The following is a 19305-nucleotide window of genomic DNA, read 5'->3' on the forward strand; positions in this document are numbered from 1 at the left end:
CAACAGGATGGTTCACCGCTGGATCCCCCCGGCCAGCCGGTAGTAGGCGGCGTTCCAGTTCAGGTCTTTTTTTGAACTGCCGGATGGTGGTTCCCTCATCGATGGTCAGCAGCTCCGTCCGGGCGATCTCTGCGAAGTCCTCAAACACGTCCAGGCCCACCTGGGTGGAGAGCACAGTATGGTGTGCGGCACCGGCGGTGAGCCAGGCTGCCGCGGAGGTGGCAAAGTCGCGCTTGGGCTGCCAGCGTGCGCGGGCCACGGGCAGGTTGTGCAGTTTGTGGCGTATTGTGAGCGCTAACAACCGGAAGTCAACAAAATCGCGGCATGGGCCGGAAGGTTCTTGGGGGGAAGGCTGTGCGGAAAGTCGCTGTCGGAGAAAACGGCGGCCGCAAAGCCGAAGCGGGTGCGCTGGCGGCGTAAGCCTTCGCTAAACGGGTAAGGGCAGGGGAGACTGGGGAAACAGTGACGGAAGGGGGATGCATGGAAGCTGCACGCGAGGCCTTCGCTGGCCGTAAGAATACACAGGGCATCCGTAGCCTGTCGCCCGTCTGGCTCGCGGGTCCGGTGTCCACTGGACTTGGCCTGGCTGCCCATCTTGCGGCCGGTGGCCAGGCACCCGCCGTACTTATCGTGGTAGCCCTGGCCGCCCTGCTGGGCATGGGCGCATCGATGCTGGGCACGCGGCGGCTGCCAGCGTGGGGCGTGCTCCTCACCGCAGCGCTGGCACAGCAGCTGCTGCACCTGGCCTTCGCCGCTTTTTCCACTGCCGGCGGTTTCTCCCTGGCCGGGCACGGCCACGGCGAAACGGCACTTCAGGAAGCATCAAATCCGGCAGGACCCGCTCCAGACTCAAGTTCCCACGACCTGCACCTGATGCTGCACCTGCACGTGGGGGCGGCCCTGGTGGTCATGGTCCTGGTGACCCAGTGGATGAAAATGGGCTCCATGCTGAAACGATTGCCGTCCCTGCTGAACCGGCCCGGGCGCTGACCGCTCGTCCTGCAGAAACGGCCGTGGCCGGCCGGCAGTCGAGCTACGTGTTAAAGGTGCCCCGGGCGATGCTGACGCTGGAGTGGGCAGGATTGCCGTCAATGGGCTCGTCGGAGACGTCGACGATCGGGTACTCCGGAAGCTGCAGGCCGGCAGGCAGTTCAAACGTTTCCGTTTCGGAATTCACGACGCCCAGGCTCACCAGCCGAGACAGGTCTGGCGCGATCAGCCATACCTCCTGGTACCCCTGCACCTCGTCCTGGCTGAGGCGTACCTCCAAGGAACGGGATCCGTCCGCCGCTTCCACCACCCTGGCGGAACCTGCGGCGGCGGGGTGGCAGGCCGCACCGGAATGACAGGAATCCCGGGAGTCGCAAAGGCGGAGCCAGGGGCTGCGGAGCTTGCCGCCCCTTGACCCGCATCCACTGGACCTGGCGATGCCGAACTGCCCGCTGGCGCGGACCCGCCCTGGGCTGCCGCCTCCCTGACCGGCGTCGCCAGCGGCACCGGGGGTGCGTCCTGCGGTACGGGAGGGGCGGCGCAGGCGGGAAGCAGCATTGCCCCGCCAGCAGCACCGACGCAGCAGGAAAAACGGAAGAACGACGGCGGGACTCCCCTGCCGTCGTCGTGCGTATCTTCATTGTCCGGCCTTTCTCGGCAAGCCTGGGAGGATTCTGCACCCTGGACGTGAATCCGTGCGGAAAAGGGGACGGCCGCCCGGCTTTCACCGGGCGGCCGCGGGCAGTGCTACTCGCCCCGGCGGGCGGCCACAGTGCGGGCTACACCCAATCCTGCGAGGAGCAGGGCAAGGGCAGCGGCACCAAAACCGGCCGTAAGGGCGGCAAGGTCTGCCGGAGCAGCTGCGCTGGAGCCTTCAAGGGCGCCGGGTACCGAGCCCGGAGCGGAGTTCATGCCCTCGATGGTCTGGACCGCCAGCTGCAGGTTGTTGTCCGCCAGGCTGCCCCACGCGTAGACGATCGTGTGGGTCCCCTCGGCAACCGTGACATCGGCAGGGCCAATCACCGGGGTTGTGGTTCCGGCGGCAGCCACTGCGGCCGAAACGGTGCCGGGATCCAGAGTCAGGGTCTGCTCATTCGGGTTAACCAGGTTGGAAACAACGGCGGAACCACCGGCCAGGACGTCCACTGCGGGAGCTGCGGCCGTGTGCCGGACGGTCAGCTTGCCCTTTCCTGCCTCGATCTGGGAGACGTCGTTGGTGAAGAGGTTCGCGGTGGGGTTACCTGCTGCGTCGAGGTTGGCCACGGCCGTGTAGTTGCCGTTGGCCGCCAGCGTGACACTTACGGGGCCGATGACGGCGGCGGAAGCGTCGGCAGCATCGGAAGCCGTAATGGCAAGCTCATAGGCACCTGCCGGAAGTGCCAACGGACCCGCAAGGGTACCGGGGGCAAAATCATCCAGCGTGCGGTCTCCGTTGACCCAGACGTCCACGGTGCCCGGGACGCCGTGGAGGACGGACAGCTGGGCGTCCCCCTCCGCAGCCTGGGCAGGGCCGGCGAGAGCGATGGCAGCTGCGATGGCGGCTGCTCCGGCGCCTGCTGTGAAGATCCTGTTGCGCATGTCCTTCTCCTTACTCGGCCCGCCTTGCGGGCATTTTTTGCTTACACCCCTACTACCGGCGCAGCATCAGAGTTGGATGCACTTGCACAAGAATTTCTTCAGGATTTTTTTACGGCCGTACCGCGGCCTGGTTACCCGGGGCCGGCCGCAGGCGGCGCGGTGCTTGCGCGGAGCACCAGTTCCGGCGTGACCACAGTGGAACTCACGGCGGCGCCCGCCTCGATCTCCTTGAGCATGATGTCCATGCACCGCCGCCCAAGCTCCTCGAAGTCCTGGCGGACCGTGGTCAGCGGCGGGGTGAAGTAGGCCGATTCAGGCTGGTCGTCGAACCCCACCACTGAGACATCGCGGGGCACCCTGACCCCGGCCTCAGTGAACGCACGCAGCAGGCCAAGGGCCATCTGGTCGTTGCCGACGAAGAGGGCTGTGGCATGGCGGTCAGCCGCGAGTTTCCGGCCGAGGTTGTATCCGCTGCCGGCGCTCCAATCGCCTTCGAGCAGGAGGTCGTCGGCCAGGCCTGCATGCCCCAGGGCCTCGCGCCAGCCTTCGGCGCGCTCCGATCCGTCGGTCCAGTCCCGCGGGCCGGCCACATGACCAATCCTGCGGTGCCCCTGGGTGATGAGGTGTTCGACGGCGAGCCGGGCGCCGCGGCGCTGGTCCACCATGGCCCCGCTGACGTTGCTGTTGCCCAGGGATCCGACCGCCACCACCGGCACTGACAGCTGCATCTCATCCAGGGCGGTCAGGGTGTCTGAATGCGGCACCAGGACGGCGATCCCGTCCACGGCCTGGTCCATGAAGTGGCTGACAGCGTCGGAAATGGCCTCCCGGCTGACCTCCCGGAGGGCTGCGATGCTGACAAAGTAGCCCGCGTCCCGGGCCGCCTGCTCAACACCCAGGAGGGTGTTGGCTGGCCCGTACTGGGACAGCTCACTCGCCAGGACGCCGATGGTCTGCGAGCGGCGGGTCACCAGGCTGCGGGCCGCCGTATTCCGGCGGTACCCCAGCTCCGCGATGGCGGCCTCCACCTTGGCCCGCGTTGCCTTGCTGACATTGGGATGGTTGTTGATCACCCGGGAGACGGTCTGGTGGGAAACCCCTGCCCTGTCCGCCACGTCTTCCAGTCGCGGCATCCGCCCCTTGCTGCTTTTAGCCATGTGCCTATTGTGCCTGCCGCCGCCAGCCCACCCCACGACCTACTTGGAATCCGGGGCTTGTTCGCGAATCTGCGCCTTCAAGGTCGGGTTACGCCAACTGGGCTGGGACCGGGCGAAGTCCGGACAAAGAAAACGTCCCCGGACCCTGCTGCCAGGATCCGGGGACGTACCACTCTCCGTAAAGAGTGGGCCCTGTGGGGCTCGAACCCACGACCCACGGATTAAAAGTCCGATGCTCTACCAACTGAGCTAAAGGCCCCTGCCGCGGTGGTTCAGCACCCTGGGGGCTGGCCAGCCGCGGCCCAGTCCATTTCTGGACGTTAATACTCTAACCCATGCTTTCCGGCACGTTCGCACCCAAGCCCTGATCCGCCGTCGGGCGCGGAATCACACGCCCTGGAAGGGAGCAGACGCTCGATTTCCACGTCGGCACAGGAGTAGCGTGGGGGCATGAGTGAGCAAGCAGGATCCAGTCCTTATGGCGGCGCGAACCGGCACCACAAGCCAAAGCCCTTCGCTCCCGTCGACTTCGAGCCCTTTGCCGGCGGCGCGGACCCAGCCCGGGTCTCGGAAGCCGCGCACCTTGCCGCCCAGGCACTGGTCCGCCACGGCCGGGACAGCGACGACCCAGTGGTCACTGAACGCCTGGTGAAGCTCGCCGACGAACAGGGCCTGGAAGCCATCGCCGAGATGTGGGCGGAAAGCCCCGCCCGTTCCCTTCCCGGCGCCTTGTGGCGGCTTTATGCCCTGCGTGCAGCCACCGTCCAGGACCCGGAGCGCATTTCCGTTTACTTCCGCGCGGGCAGGGATACCGCCCAGGTGTCCAACGTGGTGGCAGGTGCAGCCGAGCCGCCGGGCGCCGACGAAATGCGCGCCATGGCAGATGCCATCCTTTCCGGGGCGTTCGACGGCGAGTTCGACGTCGCGCTGGAACGTTCCGCAGCCTTCTGCCGCGTGGTGGCGCTCGGCCAGGCCACCCTCGCGGACGGCGCCGAGCACGGCAACGAAGCGCACGCCAGCAAGCTGACCCGGAACTCGCACCAGCTGGTGAAGACGGCAGAGGACCTGGAGCACGCCGCGAACGCCTGGCGCCTGGGCGAACTCGACTGAAGCGGCAACGCTGCCCCGGCACCGGCCCGTCTGTCAAGATTGACTTGAGCCAAGCAAAGTAGAAAACTGAAATCGGTGCCGAGCTGCGAAACCCCCGGGCTTCAACAATCAGCCGCCTAGAGCGGCCTACCGCCGAGAGGCGTATCCGGTTCGGCACCATTTTCATGCCCTTTCGCCGCGGTTTTCCACCACGCAGCGGTGCTGTTTCCAGGCCCGCAGCCTGGGGCCGGTAGAGTGGGGCTCGGTTGTGCGCCAGGTCAAGTCACAGGGCCCCCAACCACCGCCCTGTACTTTCCCCGGAGACCGGTAAACACGTGAAGCTGCGCCTTTTTCCCCAGGAGCCCGCCGGGCTGATCCTCCTTTCGCAGCTGGCCCAGCAGATCGTGCTGGCCAGCGCCACCATGGCGGAGATCCTCGGCGTCTCGGCCGAAGACCACGGCAAGCTGGTCGAGGATATGCACAACCACGAGGCGAAGTCCGCGGAACTGCACTTTGCGCTCCTGACGCACATGCGCACCAGCTTCGTTAACCCGCTCCCCCGCGAGGACATGTACGCGCTCTCCCGCTACCTGAACGAGGCGATGGAGAAGATGGACGCCGCGGCGGAACTCGTAGGCCTTTACAAGCTGGAGCGGCTGTCCAAACGCGCAGCCGACCAGCTTGAGATCATCAGCCGGCAGGCGGAACTGACGGTGGACGCGATGCGCCGGCTCAACAACCTGGACGATCTTGAGGATTACTGGATCGAAATCCTGCGCCTTGCCAAGCGCGCTGAACGGACGCACCGCGTGTGGGTGGCGGACATGATTGCGGACATGAAATGGGCGCAGTATTCACGCCACCGCGACATCGCCAACCAGTTGGTGGAAGTCACCAAGGACATGCGCCGGATCGCCACCCAGGTTGGCAGCATCATCGTCAAGGAATCCTGAGGTGACGCCGGTCTTCTTCGGCGTAGTGGTCCTGCTGACCGCGGTGTTCGCGTTCGTCAACGGCTTTCGCGACGTCTCCACCTCCGTGGCCCTCGCAGTCCGTACCAGGGCACTTACGCCCAGCGTCGCGGTGCTGCTGGCTGCCTTCTTCAACTTTGTCGGCGCTTTGCTCAGCGCAGGCCTGGCCGTCGCCGCCAGCCGGGCCTGGATCAGCCTGTCCCCCGGGACGGACGGCCTGAGCATCCTGGTGGCCGGCCTGGCGAGCGCATGCGCCTGGGGCCTTCTGTTGTGGTGGCGCGGCATCCCTGCCTCCTCAACCCATGCCCTGGTGGGCGGCCTGGCAGGCGCCGGACTCGCCAGCCTCGCGGTAGGAGGCGACGGCGTCGGAGGCGTGGACCAGTCCCTGCTCTTCCAGGTGGTGCTGCCGCTGGTTCTCTCCCCGCTCGTGGCCTACAGCGGCGCCTTCATGCTCGTCTATCCGGCCACGTGGGCGGCCCGCTATACCCAGGCCAACGTGGTCAACCAGCGCTTCCGGCGAAGCCAGGCGGTTGCGGCAGGAGCCGTGGCTTTTGGACACGGTCTGCAGGACGGGCAACGGGTCAGCGCCGTGCTGCTGCTGGCACTGCTGGCAACAGGCTATCCCGACGACGGCGGCATACCCCTCTGGGTGGCCCTGCTGTCGGCGGTGATGATGACAGCAGGAACCATGTTCGGCGGCTGGCGGATTTCACACACGGTTGGCTACAAGATCACCACGGTTGACCCGTTGCGGGGCTCGGTGGCGCAGATCTTCAGCGCAGTCATGCTGTTCGTGGGCGCCATCGGACTCCACTGGCCGCTGTCCACCACCCACACTGTCACGGCAGCGGTCCTGGGAGCGGGCGAAAACCAGCACTTCTCCGTAACCAACCGGAAGCTGGTGATCAGAATTGTAGGGCTCTGGGCGCTGACGCCGGCAGCCACAGCCGGGCTGGCCTTCATCCTGGCACTGGCGCTAACCCCACTCGCCGGCTGACCTTGCGTGCTGACTCTGTACAGGCGACGGCAGGTGCCGTAAATTCGGAAGTAGGCCCCGCAGATTCGCGCTACTGCGCACTCGCCGGGGCCTGAGATCCGCCGCCGGGTGCAGGGCCGCGGATTGCGCCGCTGCAGCATACCGGCGGCATGGATGCACATCGCGGAAAAGAGCAGGCATCATGTCTTCCTCGAATCCCCGGCACTCCCTGCCCCAGCCACGCCAGCTCCGCTGCGAAACCTGCGGCACGGAACACCAGCTGACCCTCCACGCCGTCAGGGCCATGGGCGCTAACGGCGACGTCGTTACTGTCGCCTACACCTGCAACGACTGCGGCCGCTTCCAGGAACACCTGGCATACGCCGGCGACGTGGCTGCCGCACTGCACCAGGTGCGCTGGATGGCCCAGGTGATCATGTTTGGTGATGACTACATCCACTGCGGTTACCCAATGGAGGAAGCCGAGTTCGAAATTGAACGTTTATGCTACCGCAGCAGCAACAGCGGGGGCGGCCTCAACGTGGTCTCGCTGCCCACCAGGGTCCTGCGCTGCCGGTGCGGATTCCAGCTGGAAGTTCCGGAGTAGCTGCGGGCGAAGCCCGCATCAGCCCGGAAGCTGAACTAGGGCAGGACTAGAAGGCTCCGGGTGAGTCGGGCCCCTCCAGCAGGGCCGTTTCCAGTTCCTCGGACGTCAGGTTTGCGGCCTGGAGCAGCGCGCCATGGTCCACTCCGGAGCTTGCTGCCTGCTGGAGAGCCTGCTGCAGGGACTGATGTGCGTTGTCGAGTTCCCACTGGACGGTTTCGAGGTAGGAACTGGTGCGCCAGACTTCGGCAAGGAGTTCCTCGGTGCCGGCGGTCTCCATACCCGGTTCCGGATCCTGCCCAAGGGTGGTCGCGGAGGCCTGAGGCTTCGGGAACAGGCCCATCTGCGGATTCATGTGCTGAACCGTCGTCGCGATCCCATGTCCGGAAACCGTAAGCTGATGGGCCCTGCGGCCGCTTGCTATCTGCGTCAAGGAAAACTCCTAAGGCTGCTATTTACTAGTTCCCGAAGTATCTAGTTTAGCGTACTAAATGAATTCCGTTTGACAGCACACGTTTTCCTTGGGCCGCCGCTGCCCAGAGCGGAAGCGAAGAGGGCGAAAATTCCAGGGGTAGCCAAGACCCCTGACGGCTATCCAAACCGGCCGGAAACGTAATCCTCGGTGGCTTTCTGGGTGGGGTTGCTGAAGATGGTATGGGTATCGCCCACCTCGATCAGCTTGCCCGGCTTTCCGGTTCCCGCGATGTTGAAGAAAGCGGTCCGGTCCGAGACACGGGCTGCCTGCTGCATGTTGTGGGTCACGATCACCACCGTGTACTGGTCCTTGAGCTCATTGATGAGGTCCTCGATGGCCAGGGTGGAAATGGGGTCCAGCGCGGAGCAGGGCTCGTCCATCAGGATGACCTGCGGCTCCACAGCGATGGCGCGGGCGATGCAGAGGCGCTGCTGCTGCCCGCCCGAAAGGCCTGAGCCCGGCTTCTCCAGCCGGTCCTTGACCTCGTTCCACAGGTTGGCGCCCTTAAGGGAGCGTTCCACCAGTACGTCCGCTTCGCCCTTGGAAATCTTCTTATTGTTCAGCTTCACGCCGGCCAGCACGTTGTCCCGGATGGACATGGTGGGGAACGGGTTGGGCCGCTGGAACACCATGCCGATCTGCGAGCGGACGGTGACGGGATCCACGCCGGGACCGTAGAGGTTGTCGCCGTCGAGCATGACTTCACCCTCCACCCGGGCACCGGGGATCACTTCGTGCATGCGGTTCAGGGTGCGCAGGAAAGTGGATTTTCCGCAGCCCGAGGGGCCAATGAACGCTGTGACGGACTTGGCCTCGATGTTGATGGTCACGTCCTCCACGGCGAGGAAATCGCCGTAGTAGACGTTCAGGTCCTTGACGTCGATGCGCTTAGACATGGTGTTCCTTCACTAACTGGGTATCAATTGAAGTCTGGCATCCGGTTCAGGTAACCGGAAGGGGTGTCTGGCCGGGACGGGTGTCAGCGGCCAGTCTTGGGCGCGAAGACCCTGGCGATGAGCCGGGCTCCAAGGTTGAGGAGCATCACCAGGATGATCAGCACCAGGGCGGCTCCCCAGGCGCGCTGGGAGGACGGGTCCGGGTTGGCCGGCGAGGTGGGGTTCAGGATCTGGGTGTAAATGAACGTCGGCAGCGATGCCATCCAGCCGCTGAACACATTCGAGTTGATGCTGGTGGCGAAGCCGGCGGTGACCAGGATGGGCGCCGTCTCGCCGATGACGCGGGCGATCGCCAAGGTGACGCCGGACGCGATGCCGGAAATCGCCGTCGGAATAACCACCTTTATGATGGTGCGCCACTTGCGCACGCCCAAGGCGTAGGCTGCTTCACGCAGCTCGTTGGGCACGATCTTCAGCATTTCCTCACTGGAGCGCACCACCACCGGGATCATCAGGACGGAGAGGGCGACGGCGGCTACCGCACCGGTCTTGGTGCCTGGACCAACGACGGCGAAGAAGAAGGCGGCCGCAAAGAGGCCGGCCACGATGGAGGGGATGCCGGTCATGACGTCCACGAAGAAGGTGATGGCGCGGGCAATCCGGCCGTCGTTGCCGTATTCCACCAGGTAGATGGCAGTCAGCAGGCCTACCGGCACGGAAATGACGGTGGCCAGCAGCGTGATCTGAATGGTGCCCAACAGGGCGTGATAGATCCCGCCGATGACCGGCGCCCCTTCTTCGGCTGCCCGGTTGTCGTAGACGCCGGTGACGCCGTTCATGGAGGTGCTCAGGAACCCGGGGGCGATCAGGCCCGGGATTCCGTTGACCAGGACCGTCCAGATCACTGAAATGAGCGGCAGCAGCGCGATGAGGAAGGACCCCACCACCAGGCAGGTGGCCAGCTTGTCCTTCGCCTTGCGGGAGCCTTCGACGGCGGCGCTCCAGCTCACCAGGCCAATGGCGAAGAGCAGGGCGGAGACAAGGCCCCAGCCAAAGGCATTGAAGCCGACGAGCGCCAGGATGGCGGCGCCCACGACGAGTGCTGCGGCAAGGACGGCGTACGGAGCGTACTTGGGCAGCTGGCCCTTGGTGAGTGCAGAGCGCTTGCTGCGCACGGGGGTAAGCGTGGAGGTCATTTAGTTGGCTCCCGAGAATTCTTTGTGCCGGCTGATGATCCAGCGCGCGACCATGTTCACGGCCAGGGTGATGATGAACAGGACCAGGCCGGCCGCAACCAGCGTGCTGACCTTGAGGCCGCTTGCCTCAGGGAAGTTGAGGGCGATTTCCGCCGCAATGGTCTGGTTGCCGGACTGGATCAGGCTTGCGGTCAGCGCACCCGAGGACAGCACCAGGGCCACCGCCATGGTCTCGCCGAGGGCGCGGCCCAGGCCCAGCATGACTGCGCTGATGATCCCCGGGCGTGCGAACGGCAGGACGGACATCTTGATCATTTCCCAGCGTGTTGCGCCCAGCGCCAGTGCTGCTTCCTCGTGCAGTTTGGGGGTCTGCAGGAAGATTTCGCGCGACAGGGACGTGATGATGGGCAGCACCATGACGGAGAGGACGATGCCTGCAGTGAGGATGGTCTTGCCGGTGGCCGAGGCCGGCCCCTGGAAAATTGGCAGCCAGCCCATGTTCGCCGCAAGCCAGTTGTAGGCCGGGGAGATTTCCTTGGCCAGGAACGCTGCGCCCCAAGCGCCGTAGATCACGGACGGAATGGCGGCGAGCAGGTCGACCACGTAGCCGAGTCCGGCGGCCAGCCGGCGCGGGGCGAAGTGCGAGATAAAGAGGGCAACGCCGATGGCGATCGGCGTTGCGATCACCAGTGCAATAACCGCGGCGATGAGGGTGCCGATCACGATGGGCCAGATGTAGGCGAAGAAGCCTTCTCCGCCCTGGATCTCTGCAGACGGTGCGGTGAGCGCAGGAATGGCCTGGACCACCAGGAAGAGTGCGACGCCGAAGAGGACGGCGAGGATGAGGCAGCCGGCGGCAAGTGCGGCACCGGAGAATATCTTGTCCCCGGCGCGGCCGGCGCCCTGGGTGCTGGTCAGCGTGGTGGCGGTCATTCGACGGCCCTTCGATCGTGGTGGTACTGAGGCTGGAAAGTGCTGCGTTCAAAGCCAAGTTCCCCGCACTGCCTTTCGGCAGGCGGGGAACCCGGCTTTGGTGCGGATATTAGGACTTGACCTTGATCGACTCGATGGCTGCGGTGGCCTTCTCGGTCAGGGAGGAGGACAACGGTGCCGACTTCGCAGAATCCGCGGCGGCCTGCTGGCCTTCCTCGGAAACTACGTAGTTCTCGAAGGCCTTGACCAGGTCAACAGTCTCCTGGCTGTCGTAAGCGCTGCACACAACGTGGTAGGAAACAAGCACGATGGGGTAGGCGCCCGAAGCGGCGGTCTTGCGGTCCAGCTTGATGGCGACGTCGTTTTCGGAGCGGCCTTCAACCGGGGAACCGGCTTCCACAGCCTTGGCTGCAGCTTCGGCGGAGATCGTGACGAACTCTTCGCCCACCTTGATGGAGGCGGTGCCCAAAGAACCACCCACGGCGGAGTCATCAGCGTAGGTGATGGCGCCGGGGGTGTCGGTGACGGTCTTGACCACGCCGGAGGTGCCCTTGGCGTTTTCGCCCTGCAGGGTTGCAGGCCAAACGCCGGAGGCCTTGTCCGTCCAGACCTCGGGAGCAGCGGCAGCGAGGTATTCCGTGAAGTTGGTGGTGGTGCCGGAGTCGTCCGAGCGGTTCACGGGGGTGACCTTCAGGTCAGGGAGGCTGACGCCCTCGTTCAGGGCGGCAATCGCGGGATCATTCCAGTTGGCGATCTCGCCGCGGAAGATCTTGGCGACAGTAGGTGCGTCGAGCTTCAGCTCGGTGATACCGGGCAGGTTGAACGCCACCGCGATCGGGGAGATGTAGACGGGAATGTTGATGGCGCCGTCGGGACCGCAGACAGCCTTGGAGCTCTCAAGCTCTTCGTCCTTGAGGTAAGCGTCGGAACCGGCGAACTGGGCCGAACCGTCAATGATGGCCTTGCGGCCTGCGCCGGAACCGTCCGGGGAGTACTGCACGGTGGCGCCCTGGTTGGCGGAGGCGAAGCCTGCCTTCCAGGCGTCCATGGCCGCACCGGTGGAGGAAGCGCCGATGCCGGTGAGGGTGCCGGTGACCTTGGGCCCGGAACCACCCTGGGTGCCTGCGGGAGCGGTGCCCGTGGCGTTGTCTGAACCGCAGGAGGTAAGCGCGAGTGCGCCGGCTGCGATAACAGCGATAGCCGCGTGGCGGCCGAAGCGGAGTGCCTTCACTAGATGTACCCCTTCCAGGGTTATTCAGTTGCGGGGACAGGGACGGAGAACCCTGCTGCGCGATGCGTACGGTCTGTACTTTCATCGAAGGTAGGGGCCGCAGGTAACGGGATGGCCTGCCCAAAGTGAACGGAGGATTAACGACGGCGGGATTTTCGCTGACAAATGCCCGGCCACCATTGCGCAGATCACATGTTCCGCCGTAGTGCACCTGCAGGAAAATAATCGCACGGGGCAACAAATAGACTGGACGGCATGGCCCCCGCAGCAGGACTCTCAGCAGGCAGGCGGTTCCTCCGGGGCCGCCTCCGCACCGGCCTGATCCGGAGCCGGAATTCCCTGATCCCCGCCATCCAGATGACGGTCTGCGCCGTGGGTGCCTACGCTTTCGCAGAGTACGTCCTGGGCCACTCGGGCCCCCTGTTCGCTGCCACGTCATCCCTGATCGCCCTTGGCTTCTCCCGGGAGCCCCGGCTGCGGCGGGTCCTGGAGGTGGGCCTGGGCTGCACCATCGGCATCGCGGTAGGCGACCTCCTCCTGCACTGGCTGGGCGCCGGAATCTGGCAGGCCGCCGTCGTCCTTTTGTTTTCCATCCTGCTGGCCCGCTTCCTGGACAGCGGAAACATCTTCACCACCCAGCTGGCCCTGCAGTCGCTGCTGGTAGTGCTGCTGCCGGCGCCGTCCGGCGGGCCGTTCACCCGCAGTATCGACGCCGTCGTCGGCGGCCTGTTCGCCTTGCTGGTAACCATCCTCGCCCCCAAGGACCCTCGCCGCGAGCCTCGAAAGGACGTCCAGAAACTCCTCCATGAACTGGCCGAAGTGCTGCGGGAGTGCGCGGAGGCGCTGGCGGACAGTGATTCAACCAGGGCCTGGCACGCGCTGGTCCGCGGCCGGAACTGCCAGTCCCTGGTGGACGGCATGCGGCACTCACTGCGGGCATCGGGCGAGGTTGCCCGGCTCGCGCCTGCCTACCGCCGGCACCGGGACGAGCTGGACCGGCTGGCACAGTCGCTCGATTTCATCGACCTGGCATTGCGGAACAGCCGCGTCTTCGCGCGGCGGCTGACCAGCGCCATCAACCATGCGGCCTTGTCGGACGAGGCGACGGAGAACATTGCCGAGGTGCTGCAGGAGACCGCTGCTGCGATCGACGAGCTGTCACTAGGCCTGGCGGAAACGCACGACGGCGTCCGCCGCGCCCACCTGCGCACGGCGCGCAACGACCTCAGCGAGATTGCCCTGCGGCTGCACCCGAAGCTGCTGGAGGTGCAGCGGCTTGAGGGCGAAACGGTGGTGATGCTGTTCCGCCCGCTGATGGTGGACCTGCTGGAGGCAACCGGGATGGACGCCAGCGAAGCGCGGGACGTGCTGCCGGCCCTTTAGCTGGCATTCCTGCCCGTTGGAAGTCAGCCGGCCGGAACCTGGCCGCCGTTCCCGTAGTCGTTCGCGTAGCGCAACCCCATCTGGTCCCTCGCCTGGTCCAGCAATTGCATTACCCGGACGGTTTCCGCCCAGGGCATCAGCGGGCTCTCCTGCAGCCCTGACCGGATGCAGCGGGCAGTTTCGCGCAGTTCATGGATGAACCCCTCTGTTTCCTCCGGAAATTCTTCGATCCGGACGTTGCCGTCGAGGCCGCAGATCTCAAGCCTGCGCGGGTTGTACAGCGGGGAACCGGTCCTGATCCAGCCTGCAGTGCCGCCAATGGTGGCCATGCCTGGACCGGAAGCTTGCAGCGACGACGTGAGCTGGGCTGCAGCCCCCTCCGGGTATTCAAGGGTGAGCGTGTTCTGAACGTCAACGCCGTCCTGGTTGAGATGTCCTTTCGCGGTGAGGCCGGCGGGGAAACCGAGGGCGGCAACAGCCCAGGTGAGCGGGTAGACCGCCAGGTCCAGGAGGGCCCCGCCACCGGCGGCAGGGTCCCACAGCCTGTCCGTCGGGTCATACGCGGCTGGAAATCCGAGGTCAGCCTGGACCCAGCGGACCAGGCCGATCTCCCCGTTGCCGATCAGCTCGAGGGCACGGCGGGTGGCCGGGAGGAAACGCGTCCATACCCCCTCCATCAGGAAAAGGCCGCGCGCCTTGGCCAGGTCAACCAGTTCCGTGGCTTCCCTGGCGTTGATGGTAAAGGGCTTTTCACACAGGACGTGCTTTCCGCCTTCGAGTGCCGCCCGGACAACCTCGAAGTGCTGCGCATGGGGAGTGGCGACATAGACCACATCCACGCGCGGATCGGCAAAGAGCTGCCGGTAACCGTCTCCCGCAGGACCATCGTGGTAGCTGAGGGCAAAGCCATGCTCGCTGGCGAACGCCTCTGCGGAGGCCCTGCCACGTGAGCTCACGGCATAGAGCTCAGCGCCCTCCAGTTGGGCGAGGTCCCGGGTGACCTTGTGCGCGATGCGGCCTGTTGCCACAACTCCCCAGCGCAAGGCGCGGGCGTCGGCGGCGGGACGGCTCGATTCTTGCTTCACAGTTATCGCTCCAATAGTGGGCTGGCGCTGGCAGGGAGTTTCAGTCTAAGGGTGGTGTGGGCAACGGCCGCGATGGTCGGGGCACGGAGAATGTCGGGGCCCGCCACTAGGGTTGAACCCATGGCTACAAAGACTTCCCGGGCTTCCAAGGCGCCCGCCTACAAGTGCGCCGAGTGCGGCTGGACCACGGTCAAATGGGTGGGGCGCTGCGGAGAATGCCAGGCGTGGGGCAGCGTTGAGGAAACGGGCACGGCGGTGGCACGCACGACGGCGGCCACAACGGTTGTGGAGCCGGCCCGCCGGATTGCCGAGGTGGATGCCACCACCGCGGCATTCCTGCCAACCGGCGTTGACGAGTTGGACAGGGTGCTGGGCGGCGGCCTGGTGCCCGGTGCCGTCATCCTCCTCGCCGGCGAACCGGGCGTGGGGAAGTCCACGCTGCTGCTGGATGTAGCTGCCAAGTTTGCCCGGACCGCCCAGGGTGTTTTGTACGTGACCGGCGAGGAGTCTGCGGCGCAGGTGAAGCTGCGCGCAGAGCGGATCGACGCCGTCGCCGAGTCCCTGTACCTTTCCGCTGAAACGGACCTGGGCCAGGCACTGGGGCAGGTGGAGAAGATCGAGCCCCGGCTCCTGATTGTGGACTCGGTGCAAACCCTCAGCAGCGCCGACGTCGACGGCAGCGCAGGCGGCGTCTCCCAGGTCCGCGAAGTGGCGGCCTCCATCATCGCCGCCGCGAAACGTCGCAATATGACCACGCTGCTGGTGGGCCACGTGACCAAGGACGGCTCCATAGCCGGTCCCCGCCTGCTGGAGCACCTGGTGGATGTGGTGTGCCAGTTCGAGGGAGAGCGGCACTCCCGGCTGCGGTTGCTCCGTGCCGTCAAAAACCGCTACGGGCCCACCGACGATGTCGGCTGTTTCGACCTGAACGAGAACGGCATTGAAGGACTGGCTGATCCCAGCGGTTTGTTTGTCAGCCGGACCAAGGATCCGGTCTCCGGCACGTGCATCACTGTCACCATGGAAGGCAGGCGTCCACTGTTGGCAGAGGTCCAGTCCCTGCTGGCCGAAAGCCCCAACTCACAGCCGCGCCGGGCCACCAGCGGCCTGGACAGCTCCCGGGTTTCGATGCTGCTGGCTGTGCTGCAGCAGCGCGCCGGAACAATGCTGCACAAGGACGATTCCTATGTGGCAACGGTGGGCGGGGTGAAGCTTAGCGAACCGGCCACAGACCTTGCCGTGGCGCTGGCGGTCGCCTCAGCCAAGGCCCGCAAACCACTGCCCATCCGTTTGATTGCCTTCGGCGAGGTGGGCCTGGCGGGCGAGGTCCGTCCGGTTCCGGGCATCAACCAGCGCATCCAGGAAGCACACCGTTTGGGGTTCACGCATGCTGTGGTTCCGGCAAGCCACACCGGTCCGGGCCCGGTGCCGGCGGGCTTCTCGGTCCGCGAGGTGGAGCACCTGACTGAGGCGCTTAGTTTGCTGATCGGATAGCTTTGTTGTCTGTTGCCCGGATTACTGCGCAGACATGGGGACTTCCTGGGGCTGGAACCCTGCTTATCTGCCCGAAAATCCCAAAGGGAGTCAGGGGTGCTGGGGAAGCTGGTCCGGATCGTCCCGGTGGGCATTGAAAAGCCAGCCGGAAACGTCGCTGCGCAGCACCAGCAGCGGGCCTCCCGTGGCGCTGACGTTCCCGGTGGGAACGTAGTACCCCCGGCCGGAACCGGGCCCGCCCGCGGCACGGTCCAGCGCGTCGGTCAGGTGCCGCGGCAGGTGGCCCTGCGGGCCAAGGCTGTGAAGTTCTTCCAGTTCTTCCGGCGTCAGCCGTCCCATAACTTCAGCAATGTTTGCCATGACGGGTCCCTTCGAGCAAGTGCCTGAAGGAATAACCTAAAGCAGCGCCGTGAACTGCGGGTTAACGCTGTACGGCGGTTTTGAATCAGATACACGGGCAAGCCAGGACGGAGGAGAAGATGCCGGTGCTCAGCGCGGGAATACTCCTGTACAGGAGGCCGGCCGCGGACGGACTGGAGGTCTGGATCGCGCACATGGGCGGTCCGTTCTGGGCCCGCAAGGACGCCCACGCCTGGTCCATCCCGAAGGGTGAATACTCAGGGGACGAGGATCCGCTGGCCGCAGCCCTGCGGGAATTTGCCGAGGAGATGGGGACTCCCGCCCCGGACGCCGGCTATCAACTGCTTGGCGGGTTCCGGCAGCCGTCCGGCAAGATCATCACTGTCTATGCGGCGGAGCACGACTTCAGTCCGGAACGCATCACCAGCAACACCTTTCCTTTGGAATGGCCCAAGGGGTCTGGCCGGGTCCAGCACTATCCGGAAATTGATGACGCCCGCTGGTTCCCTGAGCAGGAAGCCCGGCTCAAGCTGGTGAAGGGCCAACTGCCGGTCCTTGACGCCCTCCTGGCACACCTCGGGAAGCGGAACGGGTGAGGCCGGCAACCCCACAAAGGGGTCGCCGGCCTCACCGAGATTCTCCGTCAGGGCACCACGTCCCTAGGCTGCCGAGCACTCCCGCTGCCGGCCTGGCTGAGCGTTGGCTGCTTTGGTGACCGAGACGTCGTCGCCCAGACACACCATCACCCGCCCGGCGCCGTTGCTGCGGATCAGCCAGAAGACGCTGCGGTCTGCAGCGATCATGTCGATGGTTCCCGACGCCACCGCTCCCTGAGCGAAACGAACCTCCACATGGTCGTTCTTTGCCAGTTTTGACCAGTTGGGCAGAGGCGCAGGCCCGGGAGCAGTGCGCCGCCGCGGATTGTATTGGTACATCTGGTCCCTACTCCCAGGCTAGAAGTGCGTGCCGTTGGCCTTAACGGCCAGTACCGGGCGGTCCGCCTGCATCAGGATCTGCTGCGCATGGCTGCCAAGAATGAACTTACCCACTTGGGTACGGTGCCGCAGGCCGATGACGATCAGCGATGCGTCCTCCTGCCGGGCAACGTCGAGGAACTCGTCAGCGAGGTCGTGCTGGTAGGGCGGTTGGATCACCCGTGCCGTCACGCCGGCATCCGCCGCCCGCTTTGCGGCTCCCGCCAGGACGTCCTCTGCGGCAACCGACTTGTCCACGAGGGCGCCCTGGCGTGCGGAGTTCACAATGACAAGTTCCTGGTTGCGGAGCTTCGCTTCAGAAATCCCTGCTGCGAGGGCTGCTTCGCCTGCCGGGGTGGGAACGAACCCTACGATGATGCTCATACCTTCTCCTCGATTTTGTTGGTGGTGCCGGCGGGCGCGGCGCCTTTGCGCTTGGCCATCAGGCTGCGAATGCCCGGCAGCACGGCCACCAGGACGAAAACCAGCAGCAGGGTGGCTGAGATGGGACGGGTAAGGAATCCGGTGGGGTCGCCGCCGAACACCAGCAGCGAACGCCGCAGCGAGTTTTCCAGCAGTTCACCGAGGACAAAGGCCAGCACAAGCGGCCCGGGCTCGAAGCCGAACTTCTTCATGAGGTAGCCCACCACTCCGAAGACCACCACCAGGGTGACGTCGAACATGCTGTTGTTGATCGTGTAGGCGCCCAGGAGAGTGATCAGTGCGGTGATTGGAGCCAGGATCGCAGCCCTGACCCGGAGGATCCGCACGAAGATTCCCACCAGCGGCAGGCTCATGATCAGGAGCAGGATGTTGCCGATGTACATCGAGTTCACTACACCCCAGAAGAGCTCCGGGTTCTGCTCCACGAGTTGCGGTCCGGGTGTGACGCCCTGGATCAGCAGGGCGCCGAACATCAAAGCCATGGTGGCGTTGGCGGGGATGCCGAGGGTCAGGAGCGGAATGAACGACGACGTCGCTGCCGCGTTGTTCGCAGTTTCCGGTCCGGCAACGCCCTCTGGTGCGCCCTTGCCGAACCGCTCCGGCTGCTTGGCGCGCTTCTTCTCCATGGCGTAAGAGGCCATGGAGGCAATGGTCGCGCCGCCGCCGGGCAGGATGCCCAGGAAGAACCCAAGGACAGAGCCGCGGCCGACTGCTCCGGAGGCCTGCTTCAGGTCGCCCTTTGAGGGCCACACGTTGGAAACCTTCGACGGCGCTTTGGCGGCGCGGTGGCGTTCCTCCAGGTTGTAGAGGATCTCACCCAGGCCAAAGATGCCCATGGCGATCGGAACGAAGTCGATGCCGTCTGCGAGCTGCAGGCTCCCGAAGGTGAACCGGCTTTCACCGGTGAACATGTCCCGGCCCACGGTGGCCAGCAGGAGGCCGATGGCCGCGGCGATCAGGGCCTTGGCCTTGGCGCCGCTGCTGATGGTGGCTACGAGCAGGATGCCCAGCAGGGCCAGTGCCGAGTACTCGGGCGGCCCGAAGTCCAGCGCGAAGCTGGCCACGAGGGGTGCCAGGAAGGTCAGCCCGATGATCGCCGCTGTACCGCCGACGAATGAGCCGATGGCGGCCAGTCCCAGGGCTGTTCCTGCCCGGCCTTGCCTGGCCATCTGGTAGCCGTCGAAGACGGTGACAACGGAGGACGCCTCACCGGGAAGACGCAGCAGGACCGAGGTGATGGTGCCGCCGTACTGGGCCCCGTAGAAGATGCCGGCCAGCATGATGATGGCGGTGACAGGCTCCACGCCGTACGTCAGTGGAAGCAGGATGGCGATGGTTGCCGCCGGCCCCAATCCGGGCAGCACGCCGATCAGCATGCCGATAACGACGCCGACCAGGCAGTAGAGGAGGTTCGTCGGCTCCAGGACGACTGAAAATCCGTTGATCACAGGATTCAGGAAATCCATGGT

21 protein-coding genes, 1 tRNA gene and 1 pseudogene are annotated in these 19305 nt (G+C 65.4%); 8 read left to right on the forward strand and 15 right to left on the reverse strand.

From position 1 onward, the window contains the following. Positions 1 to 12 precede the first annotated feature (12 nt). Positions 13 to 274: pseudogene (locus tag FDW84_RS01590) on the reverse strand (L-arabinose isomerase); the annotation flags it as partial. A gap of 206 nt (positions 275 to 480) precedes the next feature. Between FDW84_RS01590 and FDW84_RS01595 the strand changes: the two are divergent. After that, positions 481 to 990 carry a hypothetical protein gene (locus tag FDW84_RS01595; RefSeq protein WP_138605912.1) on the forward strand — a complete coding sequence of 170 codons (510 nt, stop codon included), beginning with the start codon at positions 481 to 483 and terminating at the stop codon, positions 988 to 990. Positions 991 to 1033: 43 nt separating this feature from the next. Here FDW84_RS01595 and FDW84_RS19965 read toward each other — a convergent pair whose 3' ends face one another. The 4 genes from FDW84_RS19965 to FDW84_RS01615 form a co-directional block, all read right to left on the reverse strand. After that, the gene (locus tag FDW84_RS19965) at positions 1034 to 1576 is read right to left on the reverse strand and encodes an anti-sigma factor domain-containing protein (RefSeq protein WP_371419123.1); all 543 of its coding nucleotides are present in this window, start codon (positions 1574 to 1576) and stop codon (positions 1034 to 1036) included. A 161-nt stretch (positions 1577 to 1737) separates the two neighbouring features. Next, complete coding sequence (locus tag FDW84_RS01605; protein ID WP_138605914.1) at positions 1738 to 2568, reverse strand: DUF4397 domain-containing protein; 831 nt, start codon at positions 2566 to 2568, stop codon at positions 1738 to 1740. A gap of 131 nt (positions 2569 to 2699) precedes the next feature. Continuing rightward, entirely contained in the window at positions 2700 to 3725 is a 1026-nt protein-coding gene (locus tag FDW84_RS01610) for a LacI family DNA-binding transcriptional regulator (protein WP_138605916.1), read from the reverse strand. 186 nt (positions 3726 to 3911) lie between these two features. Next, positions 3912 to 3984: transfer RNA gene (locus FDW84_RS01615), tRNA-Lys, on the reverse strand. A gap of 191 nt (positions 3985 to 4175) precedes the next feature. Here FDW84_RS01615 and FDW84_RS01620 point away from each other — a divergent pair. From FDW84_RS01620 to FDW84_RS01635, 4 genes are all read left to right on the forward strand, one after another. Beyond that, complete coding sequence (locus FDW84_RS01620; RefSeq protein ID WP_138132544.1) at positions 4176 to 4835, forward strand: hypothetical protein; 660 nt, start codon at positions 4176 to 4178, stop codon at positions 4833 to 4835. A gap of 314 nt (positions 4836 to 5149) precedes the next feature. Further along, positions 5150 to 5767 carry a DUF47 domain-containing protein gene (locus FDW84_RS01625; protein WP_138605918.1) on the forward strand — a complete coding sequence of 206 codons (618 nt, stop codon included), beginning with the start codon at positions 5150 to 5152 and terminating at the stop codon, positions 5765 to 5767. 1 nt (position 5768) lies between these two features. After that, on the forward strand, positions 5769 to 6782 hold the full coding sequence (locus tag FDW84_RS01630; RefSeq protein WP_138605920.1) for an inorganic phosphate transporter: 1014 nt from the start codon (positions 5769 to 5771) through the stop codon (positions 6780 to 6782). Between the two features lie 181 nt (positions 6783 to 6963). After that, entirely contained in the window at positions 6964 to 7368 is a 405-nt protein-coding gene (locus FDW84_RS01635) for a hypothetical protein (protein WP_138132542.1), read from the forward strand. Positions 7369 to 7414: 46 nt separating this feature from the next. Here FDW84_RS01635 and FDW84_RS01640 read toward each other — a convergent pair whose 3' ends face one another. From FDW84_RS01640 to pstS, 5 genes are all read right to left on the reverse strand, one after another. Beyond that, positions 7415 to 7798: a hypothetical protein gene (locus FDW84_RS01640; RefSeq protein WP_138605922.1), complete on the reverse strand. Its 384-nt coding sequence runs from the start codon at positions 7796 to 7798 to the stop codon at positions 7415 to 7417. A gap of 158 nt (positions 7799 to 7956) precedes the next feature. Beyond that, positions 7957 to 8736 (reverse strand): phosphate ABC transporter ATP-binding protein PstB, encoded by a 780-nt coding sequence (pstB, locus tag FDW84_RS01645; protein WP_138605924.1) that lies wholly within the window; start codon positions 8734 to 8736, stop codon positions 7957 to 7959. A gap of 83 nt (positions 8737 to 8819) precedes the next feature. Then, positions 8820 to 9932 (reverse strand): phosphate ABC transporter permease PstA, encoded by a 1113-nt coding sequence (pstA, locus tag FDW84_RS01650; protein WP_138605926.1) that lies wholly within the window; start codon positions 9930 to 9932, stop codon positions 8820 to 8822. Then, the gene (pstC, locus tag FDW84_RS01655; RefSeq protein WP_138132539.1) at positions 9933 to 10865 is read right to left on the reverse strand and encodes a phosphate ABC transporter permease subunit PstC; all 933 of its coding nucleotides are present in this window, start codon (positions 10863 to 10865) and stop codon (positions 9933 to 9935) included. It abuts the gene before it with no gap. Positions 10866 to 10974: 109 nt separating this feature from the next. Further along, positions 10975 to 12096, reverse strand: coding sequence for a phosphate ABC transporter substrate-binding protein PstS (pstS, locus tag FDW84_RS01660; protein ID WP_138605928.1), 1122 nt, complete (start codon positions 12094 to 12096; stop codon positions 10975 to 10977). Positions 12097 to 12351: 255 nt separating this feature from the next. Here pstS and FDW84_RS01665 point away from each other — a divergent pair, with 255 nt between their 5' ends. After that, entirely contained in the window at positions 12352 to 13479 is a 1128-nt protein-coding gene (locus tag FDW84_RS01665) for an FUSC family protein (protein ID WP_138605930.1), read from the forward strand. A 23-nt stretch (positions 13480 to 13502) separates the two neighbouring features. Here FDW84_RS01665 and FDW84_RS01670 read toward each other — a convergent pair whose 3' ends face one another. Beyond that, on the reverse strand, positions 13503 to 14564 hold the full coding sequence (locus FDW84_RS01670) for a Gfo/Idh/MocA family protein (protein ID WP_240721324.1): 1062 nt from the start codon (positions 14562 to 14564) through the stop codon (positions 13503 to 13505). Between the two features lie 120 nt (positions 14565 to 14684). Between FDW84_RS01670 and radA the strand changes: the two genes are divergently transcribed. After that, positions 14685 to 16058, forward strand: a complete 1374-nt coding sequence (radA, locus tag FDW84_RS01675) for a DNA repair protein RadA (RefSeq protein ID WP_138605933.1) — start codon at positions 14685 to 14687, stop codon at positions 16056 to 16058. 90 nt (positions 16059 to 16148) lie between these two features. Here the strand turns inward: radA and FDW84_RS01680 are convergent, their stop codons facing one another. Beyond that, a complete protein-coding gene (locus FDW84_RS01680; RefSeq protein WP_138605936.1) occupies positions 16149 to 16418 on the reverse strand; it encodes a hypothetical protein in 270 nt (89 codons plus the stop codon). Between the two features lie 119 nt (positions 16419 to 16537). Between FDW84_RS01680 and FDW84_RS01685 the strand changes: the two genes are divergently transcribed. Next, entirely contained in the window at positions 16538 to 17014 is a 477-nt protein-coding gene (locus FDW84_RS01685) for an NUDIX hydrolase (RefSeq protein WP_138605938.1), read from the forward strand. A gap of 63 nt (positions 17015 to 17077) precedes the next feature. On the opposite strand, the gene FDW84_RS01690 is transcribed toward FDW84_RS01685, so the two are convergent. Genes FDW84_RS01690 through FDW84_RS01700 form a run of 3 tightly spaced genes read right to left on the reverse strand, consistent with a single transcriptional unit; the run spans position 17078 to position 19302 of the window. Continuing rightward, positions 17078 to 17353 (reverse strand): hypothetical protein, encoded by a 276-nt coding sequence (locus FDW84_RS01690; protein WP_138605940.1) that lies wholly within the window; start codon positions 17351 to 17353, stop codon positions 17078 to 17080. Positions 17354 to 17371: 18 nt separating this feature from the next. After that, on the reverse strand, positions 17372 to 17776 hold the full coding sequence (locus tag FDW84_RS01695; RefSeq protein WP_138605942.1) for a universal stress protein: 405 nt from the start codon (positions 17774 to 17776) through the stop codon (positions 17372 to 17374). Further along, entirely contained in the window at positions 17773 to 19302 is a 1530-nt protein-coding gene (locus FDW84_RS01700; RefSeq protein WP_138605944.1) for a tripartite tricarboxylate transporter permease, read from the reverse strand. Before FDW84_RS01700 ends, FDW84_RS01695 begins: the two co-directional genes overlap by 4 nt. Between the last annotated feature and the right edge of the window lie 3 nt (positions 19303 to 19305).

It is taken from the genome of Pseudarthrobacter sp. NamE5 (assembly GCF_005796225.1).
In the GTDB taxonomy this organism is placed as follows: Bacteria; Actinomycetota; Actinomycetes; order Actinomycetales; family Micrococcaceae; genus Arthrobacter.